This is a genomic window from Streptomyces sp. NBC_00859 (genome assembly GCF_045161865.1).
Classification (GTDB): domain Bacteria; phylum Actinomycetota; class Actinomycetes; order Streptomycetales; family Streptomycetaceae; genus Streptomyces.
In genome coordinates this window covers 7,792,292-7,810,808 of sequence record NZ_CP108826.1, presented here as the reverse complement: position 1 = coordinate 7,810,808, position 18,517 = coordinate 7,792,292, and the positions used below count along the sequence as shown (strand labels likewise).

The following is an 18,517-nucleotide window of genomic DNA, read 5'->3' as shown; positions in this document are numbered from 1 at the left end:
CACAGTCGTGCGGGCGGGTCCGGGCACTCGAAGTGCCCGGACCCGCCCGTTTTCCTTTCCTGGTCAGCCCCCGGTGGCGACAACCTCCGCTTCAGCTGCGGGCAGTTCGAGCTCCTTCTCGATGAGGCGGAATCCGAGAATGGAGTCGGCTATCTCACCGCTGCGCACAGCAAGGTTCGAGAGGAGGGACGATGTCAGGCCGTGGGTGTGCTCGGTTCCGCCCTGGAGGTACACGCGCCCTGGAGCGTTCTCAGTGGCGGCGACGAGCCGGTAGTCGCGCGTCACCTGGTGGGCGCCTCGCGCGTCACGCAGGAACTGGCGGTCGAAATCGCCGAGCAGACGGGCGGGGTCCATGGCGTCATAGCCGGTGGCGAAGACACAGACGTCGACGTCGAGTTCCTTCAGGTCGCCGTGGGTCAGGGTGACGCGGGTGCGGTCGGCCTCGGCTTCCACGGCGCTGACGCGCGTGAGGTTCAAGAAGTGCAGTCTCGACGTGCCGTGGACGTCTTCCTCGTAGGTGCGGCGGTACAGGTCCCTGATGACATCGTCGTCGACCACGGAGTAGTTGGTGTTCTTGTGGTAGTCCCAGAAGGCCTGCCGGGTGGTGTCGGTGCCGAAGTAGTAGTCGTCGACGGCCGTCGGGTCGAAGACCTGGTTGGCGAAGGGTGTGTCGTCGGCCAGCGCGTATCCGTAGGAGGGCAGAACGGAGTAGACCTGGGCGTGCGGCAGAGAGTCGTGGAAGTAGCGCGTGATCTCTGCGGCGCTCTGACCGGCCCCGACGACGGCGACCGACTTGAGGCTGTCCGGGTCCACGGAACGGAACTTCGTGAGGAACTCGGAGCTGTGCCAGACCCGTTCACTGCGGTCGATGCCGTCAGGCATTCGGGCGGCCAGCCCGGTGGAGAGGACGACGTTGCGGGCGCGTATTACGCGCACGGAGCCGTCGGACAGGCGGCGGACCTCGACCTCCAGGTGGTCCATCGGTCCGACGGCACCTGCTGCGGGACGGACGGCGACAACCTCGTGGCCGAAGTTGACCCGCTCCCGGAAATTGGAGGCCACCCACTCCAGGTACTGGTGGAACTCCTTGCGTGTGGGGAAGAAGTCCTGGTTGTTGACGAAGCGCGCGAGCCGGCCGGCGCTGTGCAGGTACGAGACGAAGCTGTACTTCGAGGTGGGGTTGCGGAAGGTCGCGAGGTCCTTGAGGAACGAGATCTGCATCGTCGCCGACGGAAGCAGCATGTTGCGGTGCCAGCCAAAGGTCTCCTGCCGCTCGAAGAACACAGCGGATACCGACTGGTCGGCGCTCCCCTGGCCCAGCTCTTCGAGAGCCACAGCGAGGGACAGGTTGGACGGACCGAAACCGATGCCAACTACGTCGTGGACTTCCGCAGGAATTGCGTCCATGAAATCTTCTCCCGATTCGAGACGTGAGAACGCCACACATCAGTCCGGTAAAGTTCGTTAACTCGATGGCGTATCAAGTCAGGGATGCTACCAACTCGCGCTTTTACCATTGCTCCACGACAAGGAAAACGCCAACAGTGACTTCTCCGGCGATTTTGACTTTCAGTGGCAGCATTTCCTTTCGCCAAGCTAGAGATACCAGGTGAAGCTTTGCAAGGGCGCACGAGGAAAACGCGCTTGTCCTGGCGACAGGACGGCGAAGCCCTGTAGGTTTGAGATATTGCTGGATAGGCTCCGAAATGGCCGCTACTGTCGGCGGGTTACAGTTGATTCAACAGGATGTCGAGGGGCAACGCTCATGCGCAATTCCATTGCCAGTAAATGGGTGAAACGCTACCCGAGTACGCGCGGGCCGAGGCTCCGGCTTCTGTGTCTGCCGCATGCGGGCGGGTCCGCGGCCTTCTTCCATGGCTGGCCCCCGGCCTTCAGCGATGACATCGAGGTTCTGGTGGCTCGATACCCGGGCCGTCATGACCGCCTCAATGATCCGCTCATGACGTCGATGGACGACTTCGCCGATGCCCTGACCACCGAGATCCTGCCGTTCACAGACGTTCCGTTGGCCGTCTTCGGTCACAGCATGGGTGCCTCACTCGCCTATGAGGTGGCACTGCGCCTGTACCGTGAGCACAATGTGGCGTTGTCGGCCCTCATGGTGTCTGGGCGCACCCCGCCGCATCTGGCGGACCGGACGTTCCCCGATCCGGACGATGTCGCCGCCGTTCTGGATGAGGTGCGCCGGCTGGGCGGTACGGACACAGCACTCCTGGAGGACCCCGACCTCGCAGATCTGATCCTTCCGGCGATCCTCGCCGATTTCAAGGTGGTGGCCGGCTACACGCCGAGAGCCAGCGTGGCTCTTCCGTTCCCCGTTGTGGCCTACGTGGGAGACTCCGACCCGGACGTCGACACGGCGACGATGAGTGGATGGGCTGACGCCTCCTCCACGAGTTTCGAACTCCAAGTGTTCCCGGGTGACCACTTCTACCTTGTGGGGCAGCAGACGGAGTTGACCCGGAACATAGGCTCGCGGCTCCGTCAGAGTGGGCTTCCCGGAGGCAGAACACCGCTCTCCTGACGAGTGCGGCAGTACCGGCTGACAGGCCCGCGTTCGGGCCGTCCCGTAGTCCCTGGCGGGCGCCCGGCGCAGCCGGCGATGGTCGTGCCCGTGCGGCCGGCTGCAGCCCCGCACTCTCAGGGCGAACGTCAGCTGTGCCGCGTCGGCCGCTCCGAGGCGGCGACGCGCCGGCAGCCCTCTTCCTGTGCGGTTCGCGGGAGGGTTCGTCCCCCGAATCGCGTGGAGCCGGATCGTTCGGTCCAGGCGTCGGCGGGCCGGCGGCGGCCGGTCCGCTCATCGGTCCAGCTCCAGCGTCTGCGGCAGCAGCCGCCGGCCCATCCATTGAGTTCATGTTCCGAGCCGGGCGCCGCAGCGCCCGGCGCGTCTTCTACGCCGGCTCGTACGTGTGGCTCACCTGGCTCCAGGCGTATGCGGCGGATACAAGAGTCGTGTAGTGATGCCAGCCCGGGTACGACCTGCCTTCGAAGTCGGCCAGGCCGAACCGATCTGCGAGGACTTCGATGAGACGTGCGGAGTCGTCGAGGCGGCCGGCCAACACGTACATGCGCCGTCTGTCGTGCACGTTGCTGAGCCACAGTTGCGGCGTGCGACTCCCGTTGCTGGGTCTGACCGTCATGAGTTGGCACTCAGGGCCGGTAGCGTGCGTAAGCGGCAGACGGACCATGGCAGTCGCCATCGCCGGCGGTGTCGGCCAGCCGTGCGGGCGGTCACTGTGATCGGGGTACTGCGGGCGGGAGGGACCCCACATCTGGCCCGCGGGGACGGCATTGCCCCGCTCGGTGCGCACCAGCATGGTCGCCGGCACAGCAAGGACGAACTCTCGGCTGCGCCTGGTCAATCCCATGACCAGCGAAGTAATCCCGTCTGCGCAGCTGAAGTTGCCTACGACAGGGAGTGCCGCGGTCAGTCTGGGGTCCTGCGCATCGACGAGGTCCAGTGCTTGCCGGCCTGCACTCCTGGGTACGAGTGCGTCAGGGATGCGGGTGCGTGTCCTTGCTGCCGGATCCTCGAGCCATCGGCCCGGCAGGTGCAGGTCCCAGTCGACCGGGGCAATGTGGTCCCGCCCGGCCAACATCGCGGCCAGAGCGAGCTGGCATGATCCGACCCCCTCCCCCGGGATGTACCGAGTGTGTACGCCGCATGACTGATTCCCCCTCTTGCGGATGTAGGCCATGTCGAGGACGAGGCTGTCGGGGGTCGAGCGCTGTCCCACCCACTGGGCGAGGCGGTCACGGACGGGCCCCCACTGCCACGGGCTGGCGTTGACGAATTGGTGCAGGCTCTGCGACGCGGTGGAGGAGGCGCCGAGAGTGTCGGCCATCCGGCGCAGTGTCTTCTTCCCCGGCGTCGTCAGGAGCCCCTCCAGGTAGGCGCCGGCCCAGCGTCGCTGGTCCGCCCTCGGGAGTTCCTCGAACAGCTCGGTGATGAAGGCGCGAAGCAGCTGCTGATGGTGCGGCGTGAGCCCGTACACAGGTTCCCCTTTGTCTGCGCACCAGCCCCACGCTGGTTCACCGCCAGAATAACGGTCGCCCCTTTTTTTTGCGGCCTTCGGTATCCACGTTTTTCAACTTCGCCAAGTCACCTCACAATCAAGACAGTTACGCTGTATGTCCCCGCTACCCGGCAAAACGACGCAGACCGCAGGTGACAGCATCGGAGACCGGCAAACGGACTCAGCTTCGGCAACTTTCGGTTGCTGCGCGCTCAGCAGGCACTACAGACTGCAGTCCTCGCGAGCAGCGGGAGTGAAGGCGGGACGCCCCGTCACCAGACAGCACTCGGCGGCCCCGCCCGTCCCAACTCGACACCGGAGAGACCATGTCCAAGCGACAGGAGCGATCGACACGCACCCGGGCAACGCTTATCGCAGCAGCGGGGCAGCGCTTCGACGACGCCGGCTACCCCTCCACATCTCTCGCGCAGGTATGCGAGACCGCCCAGATGTCGGTGGGTGCCATCACATTCCACTTCGCGAACAAGGCGGACTTGGCCGACGCCGTGGAAGACGAGGGTAGGGCGCGTGCAACGGCCGTCCTGGCATCTGCCGGAACCGCGGCACCACTCAAGGCGGTGGTCGATCTGACGGTGGCGTTCGCCGAACTCCTCGAAAGCGACGTCATGGTCCGGGCCGCCCTGCGGCTGGCTCATGAGAGGTCGGGCACGGATTTGCTCACCGCAGCCTGGCTGCCGGCCGTGGCCGCCCACGTTCGGCAGGCTTACACCCACGGGCTGCTGGGAGCCGACGTGTCGGCCGAAGATGTGGTGGACCTTGCCGAATACCTGACGCGCGGCGCGGAGGCGCTCTGGCGGATCTCACCCTCCGGGCCTCAGCAGAGCCTGCGGCTGGGACGGGCCTGCGAATTGGCGCTCCGTGGTGTCCAGGTGGGCACCCGGGACGTCCCGGGTGCCGGTTGAGCGCACCACCGCGGCGGGCAGCCTCTGATCAGAGCGTGAGGTTTCGGTACCAGCTACGCGCATCGGCCAGCTGGAGATGAGGGCCGGCTCCGGGATGCAGAGCGGCGGTCTCCCAGATGGCTCTGCTGACATACCAGTGGTCCTGGGCAAGGAGGTGGAACTGCCGCTCGCTCAGAGAGCCGGGTGTGGACCTGAAGACCTCCAGGCAGCGCCGCCACTCCCAAGATTCGGTGACCCGCTTGAGCACTCCCAGGTCCGCGAGGGCGTTGAGGAGTTGCCCGGTGGTCACGGGCTGAGGATGGCTGGCATGAAAAACGCCGGCCGGTACCGTATCGTCCTGCAGCGCCAGACTCACGATGAGTTGGGCCAGGCTGCGCACGTCAACGGCAGAGTGCTTTGCCCGGCCACCGTCCCACAGGGCGGGTACGCGTTCGAGCAACTGGGCCAGCGCCGGCACGACCCAGCGGTCGCCACGCCCAAGGACGAGCCCGGGGCGCAGCACTGTCGCACCAGCATCGAGAGCGGGGCCCTCAGCGGCCAGACGCGAGATGCTGGCAGGTGAAACCGGCTTCGGTATGATCTCCTGGACTTCCAGCCCGCGATGGGGACCCGGACCGCAGACGGCCGCGGTGGACAGGTGGATGATCCGCCGTACACCGGCGTTCCGGGCCTCGCTCATGAGGGCTGCGGTTCCGGCAGCGTTGACGGCGTGGCACACCTCGGGGTCCGGGCTCAGGGTGCCGCCGAGATGCAGAAGGACATCGGCATCCCGGCATGTGCCGCTGAGCGAGCCGGGGTCGGCGAGGTCCGCCGTACGCCAGTCGGCGCCTGATGCGCTGATCCTGGCGGACGGTGTCCTGCCCAGCACAGTGAGATGTATCGGGGAATCCTGCGGGCCGGGAGCCCCGGGGCCCGTCAGCCGCTCCAGCACCGCAGATCCGATGAAGCCTGTGGCGCCGGTCATCACTATGCGCATGCAGAACTCGCCTCGGCTTCTCCCGCCCGCGGTGCAGGCGCGGTGATACGCAGCCGGTCGATGACGTCCTCGCGCGCAAGTGCGGGCAGGAAGTAGCGCCACAGGGTCGTGACGCGCTGGACCAGGTCCGCCCGGCCGGTCGAAATGTTGGAGAAGAGCTGCAGCCCCGAGTAGGAGGCCATCAAGATGGTGGCGAACTCCCCCTCGTCCACCCCGAAGCGCAGCTCCTTTCGGGCTCGGGCGGCAACCAGTTGGCGGTGGAACTGATCGGCCCACTCCAGGTACGCGGTAGCGTCGCGGCCGCCGAACTCCTCCTGCTCCACGGCCAGTCGGACGCTGGCACGGAACCTCGCGTTCGTCTGCAGCTCATACGCCAGGTAGAAGGTGATGTCGATGAGCCGTTGCAGGCCGTCGGTCCCCTCCGGGAGCTGGACGAACTGCTGCTGGCTGGCTATGACCGCTTCAGCGATGCCCTGCTTCGACTTGAAATGGAAGTACATGCCCCCCTGAGTGATCTGCGCCCGCTCCATGATCATGCGGATGCTTGCCTTCGAGTAGCCGACCTCGTCGAAGACTTCTGCCGCCGCCTGCAGGACGATCTCGCGTGTCTTGACGGCCCGCACTTGACGAATCTTTGACGTCACAGGTTCACCACTCCCTCGACACAGAAAACGAACACCCCTTATCTTACAGACTTCAGCGGCCCTCACCGTTCCGAGTGGTCGCCTTCACAGGGGGTACGAATGAACATGCTGGCTACAGCTGCGCGTTCACCACAGCCTGGCCCGATTCTCACCACGACCGTGGCCAGAGAATACGTGCACAGGGCAGCGGTCTCGGAAGTGTTCCTCACTGGTTGGGAGCGAACCGACCACGACGCCTTCCGCGTCACAGCCCAGTGGCCCCGCTTCCACAGCTTCTACGCCGATGACGCAGGCATCTACGACCCGATGCTTCTGTGCGAGACGATCCGGCAGACATTCCCGCTACTGGCGCACGCCGCGTACGCGATGCCGATGGGCTACGCCCTCAGCTGGAGCCGCTTCCACTACTCGGTCAACCCGCAGGGGCTGGACATCAGGGAGGAGCCGGCCGAGATCGAACTCCGCGTCCGCTGCAACGACATCCAGCTCCATCGCACCATACCCGCGCGCATGTCGATGCACGTCGAAGCATTCCGCGACCAGCAGCTCATCGCCGTGTCCGAGACGCGCTTCGGCTGCCATGCACCCAACGTCTACCAGCGGCTTCGCCGGGGACGACATGACGCCCGGACCCTGATGAAGACTGCGGGCGCATCCCTCGCCGATGCGCCCGCCTCACCGGCACAAGCTGGACGGCCCCGCCTGCGCGACGTGGTCCTGAGCCAGACCGACTCGACCGACGCGTGGCAGCTGCGCATCGACACCGCGCACCCCATTTTCTTCGACCATCCACTCGACCACGCCCCCGGCATGCTCCTCCTCGAAGCAGTGCGCCAATGCGCCCACGCCACCACCGAGGCCACACCATCGATCGTCACGGGCCTGGACATCACCTTCAACCAGTACGTCGAGTTCGACGCCGCATGCCTGCTGCGCACCTTCGCGGGCGTCGCCAGCGACCAGACCAGCACGACCGTTTCCGTCGAGGCGCATCAGAATGACACCGTCGCATTTTCCGCCTTGGCCAACGTCCTGCCGCTCTAGGAACGTCTCCGCGCCCGCGCAACGCCCCTGGCTGCCCTGATGGCCAAGTGAGAGGGCCGTTCAGCTGTCGTCACCGGTGATCACCGCGGTGACGACAGCTGCCTGCCAGTAGCGCCGTATCGTCGCCCGCCGGGCTGCCTACTCGGCGGGCGACGGAGCCGTTCCGTCACGAACGTCCATCTCATCGCGCCCGGGACGCCCGGGACGCCCGGGACGCAAAACGCCCCCCAGTAGCGATGGATGACAACCACCCTCACGGAGTCCAACTCGATCTGGTCCGGAGCGCGTTGGGATTGGATACGAGCGAGGAAACGGAGCCGGCTCTCCAAGGCCGTCTTTCGCCCCAGGAGACTCGCACCTGACCCGCGAGCCGCGGGGCAGCAAACCGCTGCGGGAGGAGCTGCTGCTTAGGATCGCTCCCACAGCAGATTCGAACACTTCGAACAGCGCGTATGCCGTTGGCCGGATCTCACCGAGCCTGCGCCGTTCACGGCCGCCGTGGTTGACAGCGGTGCGGTGCGCCCAGGCGGTATGGGGTGGTGTTCTCTTTCCCGCCGCGGTGACGGCCCAGTCGGAGCAGTGTGCACCCCGGCACCGGGCACTTGACCTCTCTCTTGCATTTCCTTTGCGCTCCATAGAGTTGACTGGCCCGCGCACCATGGCAGTGGAGAGAGAGGGGTCGGACAATGAACATCGCACAAGCTCTCGCGCTCGTCGCGGCCACGGTGACGTGTGGACTGGTCAGCGGGCTGTTCTACGCGTTCGCGTGCTCGGTGATGCCGGCGCTGCGCGGCGGTGACGACCGGACGTTCATCGATGTGATGCAGCGGATCAATGTGGCCATCCTCAACGGATGGTTCGTGCTCGGATACATCGGCGCGTTCGTGTTCACGGCGCTCGCGATCGGGCTGCAGCTCGGCGGCGGCGACCGGGACGCGGTGGGACCGACGATCGGTGCGTTCATCTGCTACCTGGCGTCGATGTCGGTCACCAGCCAGGTGAACATCCCGCTCAACAAGGCCCTCGATGCAGCGGGGCATGGCGGCAGGATCGCCGGGCCACACGAGGTGCGCGAGCGGTTCGAAGGCAGGTGGGTGCGCTGGAACATCGTACGAGCGGTGTTGTGCAGTACCGCGACGGGCCTGTTGTGCTGGTCCCTCGTCCTGCACGGAGCGAGCTGAGGATGAGGGTGACGGTGAAGGCGGGCGCGGGCTCGGTGCCCGCGCCCGCCTTCAACGGCGGAACCCTTCCCGAAGATCAGCGGCCGATACCGAGCAGGGCCTCAGCGCGGCCGTGCAGCTTGGCCGCATACGCCGCGCAGCCGAGAGCCGCGGTGTTGAGCAGCGTGCGCACGATGTTGACGGACTCCCACGATCCCTTGAACTTGTCGACGAGGGAGAAGTCGTGGATCTTGGCGGGATCTCCCAGGTCGGCGAGCTGGTTGTTGAGCGGGATCTCCACGCCCATCGTGAGCATCAGGACAATCAGGTAGAGCACTGCGGCCAGGCCCGCCCACAGGGCGATGGTCTTGCGCCCCCGGCGGAACTCGAGCACAGCCGCAAGGCCCGCCGCGATGATCGCTCCGCAGAAGATGAGGACGAACAGGCCGTTGCCGTCGATCTCCGCGTTGAACTGCTGCATCGCGGCCACATAGGTGCGGTCGTCGGTCTTCGCGAGTCCGGGCATGACCGAGACGTCGAATGCGAAGAACAGGCCGGCCATCAGGCCGAGCGTGACGACCGACACGATGTGCAGCCAGCCCGCGGCCTTGCTCGGTCGGGCAGGCGGCTGGGGCGGCTGCGGGATCGGCGCATAGGCGCCGGGGTGGCCGTACGGCTGCTGGTACGGATTGGCTGTCATCGGTACGTCCTCGCTCTGGTCTGGTTCGTAAGTACGGTGCCGAGGCGCGCTGTTCATGAGGTTAAGCGGATTCCCTCCGGGCCGCCACGGCGTCCCGGTCTGTCCTGGACAGCATCGCGAGCATTCCTCCAGCGGCCGTCGAGCGGCGCTTGAGCAATCGTGCCCGGGTCGCCTGGCCGGTATCTGTGCATGCTGCACGTTGCACGGTGATCCAGCAGGTGAACGGTGGCACGGGGATTCGGTGTGCGGGCTGTTCAGGCCACTGTGGGCTGCGCCGTGCGCACGGCCGTCCGGGCGCCGTCCAGCGTGGCCAGCCACACGTCGCGTGCGCTGCAGCGCAGCAGTGCCGTACCGACGAGCAGGCCGCCGAAACCCGCGTCGAGCAGCAGGGCCGCTGTCTGCGGTGTGTCGATGGCGCTGGCACTGACCGGACAGGGCGTGCCGCTGGCGATCAGCGCGGGCAGCAGGTCGAAGCTGCGGGTGAGGTCGCCCCGGTCGCGTTCCTTGGTGGTGATGTCCTTGTTGTTGACGGCGATGACGCATTCGTCGGCGTGCGGCACCGCTGCGATCTCGGCCTCGGTGGTGACCTCTACGAACGGTGTGAGTCCGGCGCGCAGCGCCGCGGTGACGAGGGTGCGCAGCGCGGAGGCGGGCAGCAGTCCGGCGGTGAGCAGGACGGCTGAGGCGCCCAGTTCCCTCGCGGTGTCGAGTTGCCCGCTGCGGGTGATGAAGTCCTTTTGCAGTAGGGGGAGTTCGGTGAGGCGGGCCACGTCGCGCAGCAGTTCGTGGGTGCCGCCGAACCAGCGGCCGGTGACCACCGAGATGCAGGGCGCGCCGGCCTTTTCGTAGGCGGTCACGATCTCGGCGGGCGTATGGCCGGCGATGAGGTCGAAGCCGTGCGCGTCGCGCCGCTTGACCTCCATCACCAAGGGTCGCTCGGCGGCCAGCAGGGATTCGATGAAGTGGTTGTTCATGGGTGCTCCTTAGGTGCCCCAGACCCGGGCGAGCCGGTTAACGGCGGGGGCCGCGAAGCGGCCGTCGCCGCCCCGGGCCGCGGTGTCGACGTCGATGCCGAGCAGCCGGGGGTGGCGCAGGACCCTCTCGTGGGCGGACCGGTTCGCCGGGGTGAGTCCTCCGGCGAGCCAGAACGGCAGAGTGAACCGTTCGGCCAGATCGAGGACGGCGTCCTCGGACAGGCACTGCCCGGTGCTGCCGATGCGGCCGTCGGGAGTGGTGGCGTCGATGAGGAAGAGATCGGTCCCCGCCCGCTCGTATGCTCCGAGCAGCGGGCGCTCCGGGCAGGCGCCGGCCGTGACGTGCAGCACCTTGATGATGACGGTGTCCGGCAGGGCGGCGCGCAGGGCGCGCACGGTGGACGGGCGCTGGTAGGCGTGGAGTTGGACGATGTCGATGCCAGTGCGGCGCAGTACGCCGCTCAGGGTGTGGGCGTCGCTCAGGAAGGTGACCAGGACGGGTTGGAGTACGCCGGTGGCGCGGGCGGCGGCCGCCAGGGCCGCCACCTCGTGCTCCGGCAGTTCGGCGGGGCCGCCGGGCACGCCGTGCCACAGGCCGACGAGGTCGGCCCCGGCGGTGGCGAGGACGTCGGTGTCGCGGGTGCTCGTAGCTCCGCACACTTTGACGGTGCGGGTGCGTGGGGGCAGCGGTGCGGGTGCCGTGCTCACCGGCCCAGGCCCAGCTGGGCTGCGATGCGGTTGTACTGGATCTCGTTGCTGCCCGAGTAGATGGTGCCGCCGACGGCGTTGCGCACTTCCTGCTCGAGCCCGTACTCGCTCATATATCCGTGTCCGCCGAAGATCTGCACGGCGGCCAGCGCGCCTGCCGTGTTGGCCTCGCTGGTGATCAGTTTGGCGATGGCCAGGTCCTCGGTGACGTCCTGGCCCGCTTCCAGGCGCTCGGCGGTGTCGTACAGCCACTTCCTCGATGTCTCCAGGCCCATCTTCATGTCGACGATCTTGTTGGCGACCGTCTGGTAGGAGCCGATCGGCTTGCCGAAGGAACGCCGGGTGCGGGCGTATTCGGCGCAGCGGCCGAACCGGTGCTGCATCTCCCCCACGTTGACGATGAACGAGAGGAGGATCTCCCGTTTCATCACGTGGTCGAGGACGATGAACCCGCCGCCGACGCGGCCGAGGACCTGGGTGCGGGGGATGCGGCAGCCGTCGAAGTGGAGCTCGCTCAGGGGTGAGGTACGCAGCCCCATCTTCTTGATCGGTCTGCCGACGGTCAGGCCGGGCGTCGCACGGTCCACCAGGAACGCGGTGACGCCCAGGGCGCCGCTGTCGGGGCGGGTGCGGGCGTAGACGACGAACACGTCGGCGACCGGCCCGTTGCTGACGAAGATCTTGGTTCCGTTCAGGAGGAAGTCGTCACCGTCGCGCTCGGCCCGGGTGGTCATCGCCATGGCGTCGCTGCCGGACTCGGCTTCGGTGATCGCGTGTGCTCCGATCGCCTCGCCGGAGCAGACCAGCGGGAGATATCTCGCTTTCTGTGCAGCGGTGCCGAACCGGGTGAGGGGGACGCCGGTGCTGGCCATGGTGGTGGTGACGGAGAAGTTCAGCCCCGCGTCACGGCAGTGCTCTCCCAGGCCTTCGAGGACGTACATGGTGGTGAGCAGGGACTGGCCCAGGCCGCCGTGTTCCTCGGCGAAGGGCAGGGCGAGGATTCCCGTCCGGCGTACGAGTTTCCACTTGTCCCAGGAGAAGGCTGCCTGTTCCTCCTGGGCGATGTGGTCGGCGCTGAGAGCGTCGCCCCACCGGGCCAGACCGTCCCGCAGGTCGGTCTGGTCGGTGTTCCAGCGAATCACTGTGGTTCCCCCCTTCGTGGGTGTTGCCCCTTCAGGGGGCCGCGGGTATCAGTACGCGGACGAGTTGTGCGCGTCGAGGCTGTGCACTTCGTCTCCCTGCAGGGCCGGGGTGAAGACGCAGACCAGGTGCAGGTCCTCGTGTGCGGATGCCACGAGGTAGTGCGGGTCGTGCTGGTCGAGGGCGTACATACGGCCCGGGGTGATGGGGTGCACGGTGCCGTCGAGTTCGATCACTTCTCCGGAGCCGCCGATGCAGTAGCAGGCCTCGAGGTGGTTGCGGTACTCCAGGCGGGACTTGGTGCCGGCCCGCACGGTGGTGTCGGTGAGCGAGTAGCCGACGCCATCGTCCTTGGTGAGGAAGCGGGCGCTGAGCCCGTTGCCCCAGTCGACGGTCTTGACGGTCTCCAGGTCGCGGATGATCATGGTCAACTCCTTTGGTGTGTACGGGAGACGGGTGTGCCGGCTTCGTCCGGTTCCGGGCGGATCGACCGGACGAAGTCGCGCAGCGCGGTGGTGACACAGCCCTCTTCGTGGAGGGTCTGCTCGACGCGGGCCACGCCCGCGGAGCCGACGATGGCAGCGTCGGCTCCGCTCGCGGCGACCGCCGCGACATGGCTGCGCGTACTGACCCCGAAGCCGACGGCGATCGGGGAGTCGTTGTGCGCCCGCAGGCCAGTGACGGTCGGGGCGAGTGCGGCGTGGCCCGCGGGGGGCGCGGTGCCGCTGCGGCCGTAGTGGGCCACGAGATAGAGGTAGGCGGTGGCGTCCCGGGCTGCCTGGGCCCTTGTCTCCTCGGGGCTGGTCGGGTAGCAGGTGCTCACCACCGCTGTGCCCGCCGCCCGTGTCGCTTCCCGGTAGGCAGCGCGAAGCCGGGGAGGCAGGCCGTGCACCAGCAGTCCGTCCGCACCTGATGCGGTGATGTCCTTGACGGTGGTGTCCAGGTCACGGTGCTTGAGTGAGTGGCTCCAGTCGGTGAGCAGCGCGATGCGCAGGTGCCGCAGGCGAGGCCTGGTCCGGGCGATGAAGGCGAGTACGTCGTCGAGGCCGGTGCCGCGGTCCAGGGCGCGGTGCGCGGAGCGGCGTACGACGGGGCCGTCGGTGAAGGAGTTGGGGAAGGGCACGGCCAGCTCGAGGCAGTCGACGCGCTCTTCGTCGAGCATCAGGGCGACGTCGGTGAGTTCGTCCAGCGGTGGGTCCCCGGCGTTGAGGAACAGGGCGAGGCCGGGCCGGCCCGGTGGACGGTGGGCGAAGAAGTCAGCCATGGCGTACCGCCCCGGTGGTGTGCGGCGTGCCGCGTCCGCTGCGCAGCCGGTGGACGAGGGCGGTGGCGGCGCCGCTGGTGACGGCGTGGTCGGTGGCGGCGAGCGCGGTGCTCCACCGGGTGTGCAGGCCGGCGGCGAGTGCGAGGGCGGCGGCGTTGAGGCACACGGTGGCGGTGGCCGCCGGGTGGGCGCGGCCGGCGAGGACAGCCAGGAAGTGGTCGACGGCTTCGCCCTTGGGGGCGGGTGCGAGTGCTTCGAAGCCGCCGTCGGGCGTTGTCCACCGGCCCGCAGGGATGTGCAGTTGGCGTCCGTGGCCCTGATGGATCGTGTTGTCGGCGAAGCCGAGGAGTTCGTCGGCGCCCTGGTCGTTGGTGGTCAGCCATACCGGGCGGGTGGTGATGGTGTCGGCGAGGGTGCGCAGGTCCTCCAGCGGCATGGTGTGCGACACGCCGGTGACCTGGGCGGTGACGGGCAGGTCGGCGAGGAAGGGGCCGAGGGCGTTGAGGAAGCGTCCGAAGGTCTTCATGCTCAGGGGTGCCACCGTGCGGGCGAGGCGGGTGAGTTCGGCGGGGTAGACGAAGGGCCCGGCGAAGGCGATTCCGTCGCGCTCCAGGTGCTCCTGGGTCTCCTCGTACGAGGATGTCAGGCGTATCTGGAGGCGTTCGAGGAGGTCGACGGAGCCGAGGCTGGAGGTATAGGCGCGCGAGCCGGTCTTGACGACGCGCACCCCGGCGGCGGCGGCCACGAATGCGGCTGCCGTCGAGATGTTGAAGGTGGCGGGGCCGCCGCCGGTGCCTACGATGTTGACGGTCGCGGGCCAGGCGGGCCCGGGGCGCGCGGGGCGCCGCTCCAGAAGAGAGCCGTGCAGGGCGGCGAGCGTGGCGGGGTCGGGGAGCCGGGTGGCCAGGGAGGCCAGCAGGGTGACGGCCTGCTCCGCGGGGAGCTTGCCGTCACCGAGCTGGTCCCACAGGGACCGCCAGGTCTCGCGCTCGGCCACCGTGCGCCGCGCCAGCAGGCCGGTGAGCGCGTCGTGCATGGCTAGCTGGTCACCCCCTGGCGCGAGCCCACTATGAACGCGTCGATGGCGGCGGCGCTGCGGAAGTTGTCGGGGTCAAGGTCCGTGTCGTCGACAGTGAGCTCGAAGCGGTCCTCGACCCATGCGATCAGCTTCAGCAGGCCGAGGGAGTCGATGGCCCCGCTGGACAGCAGGTCCTGGTCGTCGGCGAGTTGGGCCTCGGTCAGGTCCGGCAGGAACTCCTCGATGAGGAACTGCTTGATGGTGGTGGTGTTGCTCATGACGTCCTTCCTTCTACTGGGGTCAGCTCTCGGGAACCGTCGTCCGGCAGTGCCGGGGACGGTCCGCTGAGCCGGTCGAGCGCGGTGCGGTCGACCTTTCCGGTGGCGGTCCTGGGAAGCGGTTCGTCGGTGATCCGCAGGACGCCGGGGACGGCTGCCCTGGGCAGGGCGCGGGCGCAGTGCTCCTTCAGCAGCAGGCTGTTGAGGCCGCTGCCGGGTGCTTGTCGCACTCCGGCGACCAGCCGTTTTCCGGTGAGCGGGTCGGGCTGGGCCGCGACGCCGGCCTCCAGGACAGCGGGGTGGCGCAGCAGCACCTGTTCGATCTCGGCGGTGTTGACGGCGACTCCGCGCACTTTGACCTGGAAGTCGCTGCGCCCGGTCAGGTGCAGCAGTCCGTCGGCGTCGCGCCGTACGAGGTCGCCGGTGCGATACCAGCCGTGGGCGTCGTGGCCCAGGGGGTGGGCGGTGAACTTGCCCCGGCTGCGGGCCGGGTCGAGGTATCCGCCGGACTGGAAGGGTGTCCTGACGAAGAGCTCGCCTGCGCCGGGTCCTGTGACCTCGGCGCCGTTGTCGTCGAGAACGAGTGCCGAGACCCCGGGCAGGGGGGCACCGATGGGCACCGGCGGGAACACGGTGGTCGTCGTGTCGATCTCGTACATGAAGCTGTCGTTGGTCTCGGTGCAGCCGTAGATGTTGGCCAGGCGTGCCGCGGGCAGCAGTTCGCGCAGTTCGGCGAGCGTGCGGTCGGGCAGGGTGTCGCCGGTGAAGGCGGCGCGGCGTACGGAAGGCAGGGTCACGCCTGCCCGGTGTGCGGCGTCCAGGACGAGCCGGTAGAACATCGGTACTGCCTGGACGACCTGCACGTCGTGGGCGAGCAGCAGGTCGAGCAGGTGCCTTCCGTCGACGGCGTGCCCGGGGTCGACGAGGACGACGCGGCCGCCGTGTGTGAGGGTGCTCCACACGTCGAGCAGGCACAGGTCGAAGTTGAGCGGTGCGTGGTTGAGGACGGTGGTGGCGGTGGTGATTCCGAAGGCCGGTCCGGCCCAGGTGACGAAGTGGTTCACCGCCTGTGGGCCGAGTGGCACGATCTTGGGCAGTCCGGTGGAGCCGGACGTGGTCAGCATGAATGTGGTGTCCCCCGGCACGGGGTGGGCGGGGGTGTGGCTGTGGTCCGGTGCGAGGGAGGGCTGCGGTTCCCCCTGAGGGGCCAGTACGTGGCGGCAGCCCGCCTGCGCGAACAGCTGGGTGAGCAGTGTGCCGGCGAGCTGTGGGGAGGGCAGCAGGAAGGGGCGGCGCGCGAGCAGGCAGCCGAGCACGAGGGCGATGGCGGCGGGCGACTTGGCGGTGAGGACGCCGACGGGCTCGCCGGCGGGCAGGGACAGCAGGGCGAGGCGTTCGCGTTCGCGGCCCGCTCTCTCGTACAGCTCGCGGTAGCTGGTCTGTCGACCGTGCCATACGAGTGCGGGTGCGTCGGGGCGGGCGCGGACCTGACCGAGGAATCCGTGCAGCAGCCCGGTGGCCGGGTCAGCCATGGTGGCCGTCCGGCAGTGGTCCGGTGGGTGCCAGTTGGGCCCAGCCGCTCTTGACGGCGATGCTGTCGGGGGTCCGGCAGGTGAAGCGGACCAGGCTGGGCCCGGTGTCCGGGGTGAGCTCGATGCGCAGCGTGTGCCCGGGTGTCACCGGTGCGGAGAACCGTCCGCTGACGGCCACGACGCGGGTGATGTCGCCGTCCGCGTACCGGTCGGCGATCTCCTCCAGGGCCAGGGCGAGCACGCTCATGCCGTGGGCGATGACGTTGGGGAAGCCGGCGTCACGGGCAGCGCGGGCGTCGAGGTGGATCGGGTTGAGGTCGCCTGAGGCCTGGGCGTAGCCGCGGATCCAGTGGGGGGTCAGTGTGTGCTCGGCGTGGGCAGGTTCGCCCGGCCCGCCCAGGGGGGCGGGTGCGGCCGCGGCCGGTATCTGTCCGAACGGTTCGATGGCGCGCGCACCCAGCAGGAGCGCACCGGTGTGGAGTTCGGCGCGGTCGGTGCCGTCCGGGGCGGTGAGTCGGGCCCGGACGGCGACGCGGGTGCCGCGCGGTTCGCGGCGGGCGCCGAGCACGTCGAGCGTTACGGTGATCTGCTCGCCCGGTCGGATGGGGTGTGCGATGCGGATGTCCTGGCCGAGGTGGACCACGGAGACGGGCTCCGGCTCGGCCTCGGCCAGTTCGCGCACCGTCGTGTCGGCGAGGGTGTGGGCGAGGACGAAGGCGTGGACGGGGGAAGCGTCGGAGTCCGTCCCGGAAGCCGGGGTGGGCAGGATGGCCCGTACGGCGGTCCGCAGGGCGCTCACCTCGTCCTGGGTGACGGTGCGCCGGGCGGTGTGTGTGGGGGTGGTGGTGGTCATGCCGGTGCCACCACCAGGCTCGCGTTGTGGCCGCCGAAGCCGAAGGAGTTCGACAGGGCGGGTCCCAGCGCGACGGGCCGTGGGGTTGTGTGCACCACGTCGATCTCCATTCCGGGCTCCAGGTGTTCGTGGTTGGCGGTGGGCGGCACCTCCTGGGCGCACATCGCCTGCACGGCGGCGATGATCTCGACGGCCCCGGCGGCCCCGATGAGGTGGCCGATGACGCCCTTGGATGCGGTGACGGGCGGCCCGTGTGGGCCGAAGACCTTGGCCAGGGCCCTGGCTTCGGCGCGGTCGTTGTGCTGGGTCGAGGTGCCGTGTGCGTTGATGTGGACGATCTCGTCGGGGGTCAGGCCGGCGTCGGCGAGGGCACCGCTCATGGCGGCTGCGGCGCCGGCGCCGTCGGGCAGCGGCATCGACAGGTGGTGGGCGTCGGCGGTGGCGGCGTACCCGGCGATCTCGGCGTAGAGGCGGGCTCCGCGGGCCCGTGCGTCGTCGAGGCGTTCCAGGACGACGAATCCGGCCCCCTCCCCCATGACGAACCCGTCGCGGTCGGTGTCGAAGGGGCGCGAGGCGTGCGCGGGATCGTCGTTGCGCCGGGAGACAGCGTTGAGGTTGCCGAACGCGGCGAGAGTGACGGGGGTGAGCGTGGACTCGCAGCCGCCCGCGATCACCACGTCGGCTCGGTGGGACTGCAGCAGCGCGGTGGCGTGCCCGATCGCGTCGGCGCCGCTCGCACAGGTGGTGGCGATGGTGGTGGCCGGGCCGGTCCAGCCCAGCCGCATCGCTATCTGGGCCGCCGCCGCGTTGGGCATGGTCAGCAGCGGCATCAGCGGATTGACCCGGTGCGGGCCCACCTCGCTGTAGTGGGCCGACTCGCGGTCGCTGGTGGCCCGCCCGCCCACCGCGTTGCCGACCACGATCGCGGTGCGCTGCGGGTCGGGCGCCGGGGCTCCCGCATCGCGGTGGGCGGCCAGCGCGGCCGTGGTGCCGTACAGCGCGAACGGGTCCATGCGCCGTGCGTCCTTGGCGGGCACGAGGGCTGCGGGCCCCTCGACGTCGAGCCCGCTGACCCGGCAGCCGATGCGGGCGCGGTGGCGGCTCAGGTCGAAGTGGTCGAGCTCGGTGGCGGTGGAGCGGCCGGCGCGCAGCGCGGCCCACAGGGCCTCGGGTGTGCACCCGGCGGGCGTGACCACGCCGATCCCGGTGATCACCACCAGGGGGCGGGGGAAGGCAGCGGCAGTCATCTTCGTTCTCGTCTCCGTC

At 68.6% G+C, this 18,517-nt stretch carries 19 protein-coding genes; 4 read left to right on the top strand and 15 right to left on the bottom strand.

The features are described 5' to 3' along the window. Positions 1-63: 63 nt before the first annotated feature. On the bottom strand, positions 64-1,407 hold the full coding sequence (locus OG584_RS34475; protein WP_405783747.1) for a lysine N(6)-hydroxylase/L-ornithine N(5)-oxygenase family protein: 1,344 nt from the start codon (positions 1,405-1,407) through the stop codon (positions 64-66). A gap of 358 nt (positions 1,408-1,765) precedes the next feature. Here OG584_RS34475 and OG584_RS34470 point away from each other — a divergent pair, with 358 nt between their 5' ends. After that, the gene (locus OG584_RS34470) at positions 1,766-2,545 is read left to right on the top strand and encodes a thioesterase II family protein (protein WP_405783745.1); all 780 of its coding nucleotides are present in this window, start codon (positions 1,766-1,768) and stop codon (positions 2,543-2,545) included. Between the two features lie 367 nt (positions 2,546-2,912). Here OG584_RS34470 and OG584_RS34465 read toward each other — a convergent pair whose 3' ends face one another. Then, a complete protein-coding gene (locus tag OG584_RS34465) occupies positions 2,913-4,016 on the bottom strand; it encodes an IS701 family transposase (protein WP_405783743.1) in 1,104 nt (367 codons plus the stop codon). 347 nt (positions 4,017-4,363) lie between these two features. Here OG584_RS34465 and OG584_RS34460 point away from each other — a divergent pair, with 347 nt between their 5' ends. Continuing rightward, positions 4,364-4,960, top strand: a complete 597-nt coding sequence (locus OG584_RS34460) for a TetR family transcriptional regulator (RefSeq protein WP_405783741.1) — start codon at positions 4,364-4,366, stop codon at positions 4,958-4,960. Positions 4,961-4,988: 28 nt separating this feature from the next. On the opposite strand, the gene OG584_RS34455 is transcribed toward OG584_RS34460, so the two are convergent. Then, on the bottom strand, positions 4,989-5,936 hold the full coding sequence (locus OG584_RS34455; RefSeq protein WP_405783740.1) for an NAD-dependent epimerase/dehydratase family protein: 948 nt from the start codon (positions 5,934-5,936) through the stop codon (positions 4,989-4,991). Further along, positions 5,927-6,580, bottom strand: coding sequence for a ScbR family autoregulator-binding transcription factor (locus tag OG584_RS34450; protein ID WP_405783738.1), 654 nt, complete (start codon positions 6,578-6,580; stop codon positions 5,927-5,929). Before OG584_RS34450 ends, OG584_RS34455 begins: the two co-directional genes overlap by 10 nt. Positions 6,581-6,679: 99 nt before the next feature. On the opposite strand from OG584_RS34450, the gene OG584_RS34445 reads away from it, so the two are divergent. Continuing rightward, positions 6,680-7,624: a ScbA/BarX family gamma-butyrolactone biosynthesis protein gene (locus tag OG584_RS34445; RefSeq protein WP_405783736.1), complete on the top strand. Its 945-nt coding sequence runs from the start codon at positions 6,680-6,682 to the stop codon at positions 7,622-7,624. 686 nt (positions 7,625-8,310) lie between these two features. Then, complete coding sequence (locus OG584_RS34440) at positions 8,311-8,805, top strand: DUF1772 domain-containing protein (protein WP_405783734.1); 495 nt, start codon at positions 8,311-8,313, stop codon at positions 8,803-8,805. Between the two features lie 76 nt (positions 8,806-8,881). On the opposite strand, the gene OG584_RS34435 is transcribed toward OG584_RS34440, so the two are convergent. The 11 genes from OG584_RS34435 to OG584_RS34385 form a co-directional block, all read right to left on the bottom strand. Beyond that, positions 8,882-9,484 (bottom strand): DUF1772 domain-containing protein, encoded by a 603-nt coding sequence (locus tag OG584_RS34435; RefSeq protein ID WP_405783732.1) that lies wholly within the window; start codon positions 9,482-9,484, stop codon positions 8,882-8,884. Positions 9,485-9,738: 254 nt separating this feature from the next. Continuing rightward, positions 9,739-10,458: an indole-3-glycerol-phosphate synthase gene (locus tag OG584_RS34430; RefSeq protein WP_405783731.1), complete on the bottom strand. Its 720-nt coding sequence runs from the start codon at positions 10,456-10,458 to the stop codon at positions 9,739-9,741. Positions 10,459-10,467: 9 nt separating this feature from the next. Beyond that, positions 10,468-11,166 (bottom strand): phosphoribosylanthranilate isomerase, encoded by a 699-nt coding sequence (locus OG584_RS34425; RefSeq protein WP_405783729.1) that lies wholly within the window; start codon positions 11,164-11,166, stop codon positions 10,468-10,470. After that, a complete protein-coding gene (locus OG584_RS34420; RefSeq protein ID WP_405783728.1) occupies positions 11,163-12,308 on the bottom strand; it encodes an acyl-CoA dehydrogenase family protein in 1,146 nt (381 codons plus the stop codon). The genes OG584_RS34425 and OG584_RS34420 overlap by 4 nt, the downstream gene beginning before the upstream one ends. Positions 12,309-12,356: 48 nt before the next feature. Continuing rightward, positions 12,357-12,731, bottom strand: coding sequence for an ectoine synthase (locus tag OG584_RS34415; RefSeq protein ID WP_405783726.1), 375 nt, complete (start codon positions 12,729-12,731; stop codon positions 12,357-12,359). Between the two features lie 2 nt (positions 12,732-12,733). Further along, the gene (gene trpA / locus OG584_RS34410) at positions 12,734-13,570 is read right to left on the bottom strand and encodes a tryptophan synthase subunit alpha (protein ID WP_405783724.1); all 837 of its coding nucleotides are present in this window, start codon (positions 13,568-13,570) and stop codon (positions 12,734-12,736) included. Further along, on the bottom strand, positions 13,563-14,606 hold the full coding sequence (locus tag OG584_RS34405) for a hypothetical protein (RefSeq protein ID WP_405783723.1): 1,044 nt from the start codon (positions 14,604-14,606) through the stop codon (positions 13,563-13,565). The genes trpA and OG584_RS34405 overlap by 8 nt, the downstream gene beginning before the upstream one ends. A 2-nt stretch (positions 14,607-14,608) precedes the next feature. Further along, positions 14,609-14,866 (bottom strand): phosphopantetheine-binding protein, encoded by a 258-nt coding sequence (locus tag OG584_RS34400; protein WP_405783721.1) that lies wholly within the window; start codon positions 14,864-14,866, stop codon positions 14,609-14,611. Next, complete coding sequence (locus OG584_RS34395) at positions 14,863-16,398, bottom strand: AMP-binding protein (RefSeq protein WP_405783720.1); 1,536 nt, start codon at positions 16,396-16,398, stop codon at positions 14,863-14,865. Before OG584_RS34395 ends, OG584_RS34400 begins: the two co-directional genes overlap by 4 nt. Then, on the bottom strand, positions 16,391-17,251 hold the full coding sequence (locus OG584_RS34390) for a MaoC/PaaZ C-terminal domain-containing protein (RefSeq protein ID WP_405783718.1): 861 nt from the start codon (positions 17,249-17,251) through the stop codon (positions 16,391-16,393). The genes OG584_RS34395 and OG584_RS34390 overlap by 8 nt, the downstream gene beginning before the upstream one ends. After that, positions 17,248-18,498, bottom strand: coding sequence for a beta-ketoacyl-[acyl-carrier-protein] synthase family protein (locus OG584_RS34385; protein WP_405783716.1), 1,251 nt, complete (start codon positions 18,496-18,498; stop codon positions 17,248-17,250). Before OG584_RS34385 ends, OG584_RS34390 begins: the two co-directional genes overlap by 4 nt. Positions 18,499-18,517: the final 19 nt, after the last annotated feature.

Coding starts and splice junctions, on each gene's coding strand:
- OG584_RS34430 (WP_405783731.1), bottom strand. CDS start 10,458: ATGAACAACCACTTCATCGAATCCCTGCTGGCCGCCGAGCGACCCTTG.
- OG584_RS34455 (WP_405783740.1), bottom strand. CDS start 5,936: ATGCGCATAGTGATGACCGGCGCCACAGGCTTCATCGGATCTGCGGTG.
- OG584_RS34435 (WP_405783732.1), bottom strand. CDS start 9,484: ATGACAGCCAATCCGTACCAGCAGCCGTACGGCCACCCCGGCGCCTAT.
- OG584_RS34405 (WP_405783723.1), bottom strand. CDS start 14,606: ATGCACGACGCGCTCACCGGCCTGCTGGCGCGGCGCACGGTGGCCGAG.
- OG584_RS34395 (WP_405783720.1), bottom strand. CDS start 16,398: ATGGCTGACCCGGCCACCGGGCTGCTGCACGGATTCCTCGGTCAGGTC.
- OG584_RS34440 (WP_405783734.1), top strand. CDS start 8,311: ATGAACATCGCACAAGCTCTCGCGCTCGTCGCGGCCACGGTGACGTGT.
- OG584_RS34400 (WP_405783721.1), bottom strand. CDS start 14,866: ATGAGCAACACCACCACCATCAAGCAGTTCCTCATCGAGGAGTTCCTG.
- trpA (WP_405783724.1), bottom strand. CDS start 13,570: ATGGCTGACTTCTTCGCCCACCGTCCACCGGGCCGGCCCGGCCTCGCC.
- OG584_RS34385 (WP_405783716.1), bottom strand. CDS start 18,498: ATGACTGCCGCTGCCTTCCCCCGCCCCCTGGTGGTGATCACCGGGATC.
- OG584_RS34390 (WP_405783718.1), bottom strand. CDS start 17,251: ATGACCACCACCACCCCCACACACACCGCCCGGCGCACCGTCACCCAG.
- OG584_RS34475 (WP_405783747.1), bottom strand. CDS start 1,407: ATGGACGCAATTCCTGCGGAAGTCCACGACGTAGTTGGCATCGGTTTC.
- OG584_RS34460 (WP_405783741.1), top strand. CDS start 4,364: ATGTCCAAGCGACAGGAGCGATCGACACGCACCCGGGCAACGCTTATC.
- OG584_RS34445 (WP_405783736.1), top strand. CDS start 6,680: ATGAACATGCTGGCTACAGCTGCGCGTTCACCACAGCCTGGCCCGATT.
- OG584_RS34470 (WP_405783745.1), top strand. CDS start 1,766: ATGCGCAATTCCATTGCCAGTAAATGGGTGAAACGCTACCCGAGTACG.
- OG584_RS34415 (WP_405783726.1), bottom strand. CDS start 12,731: ATGATCATCCGCGACCTGGAGACCGTCAAGACCGTCGACTGGGGCAAC.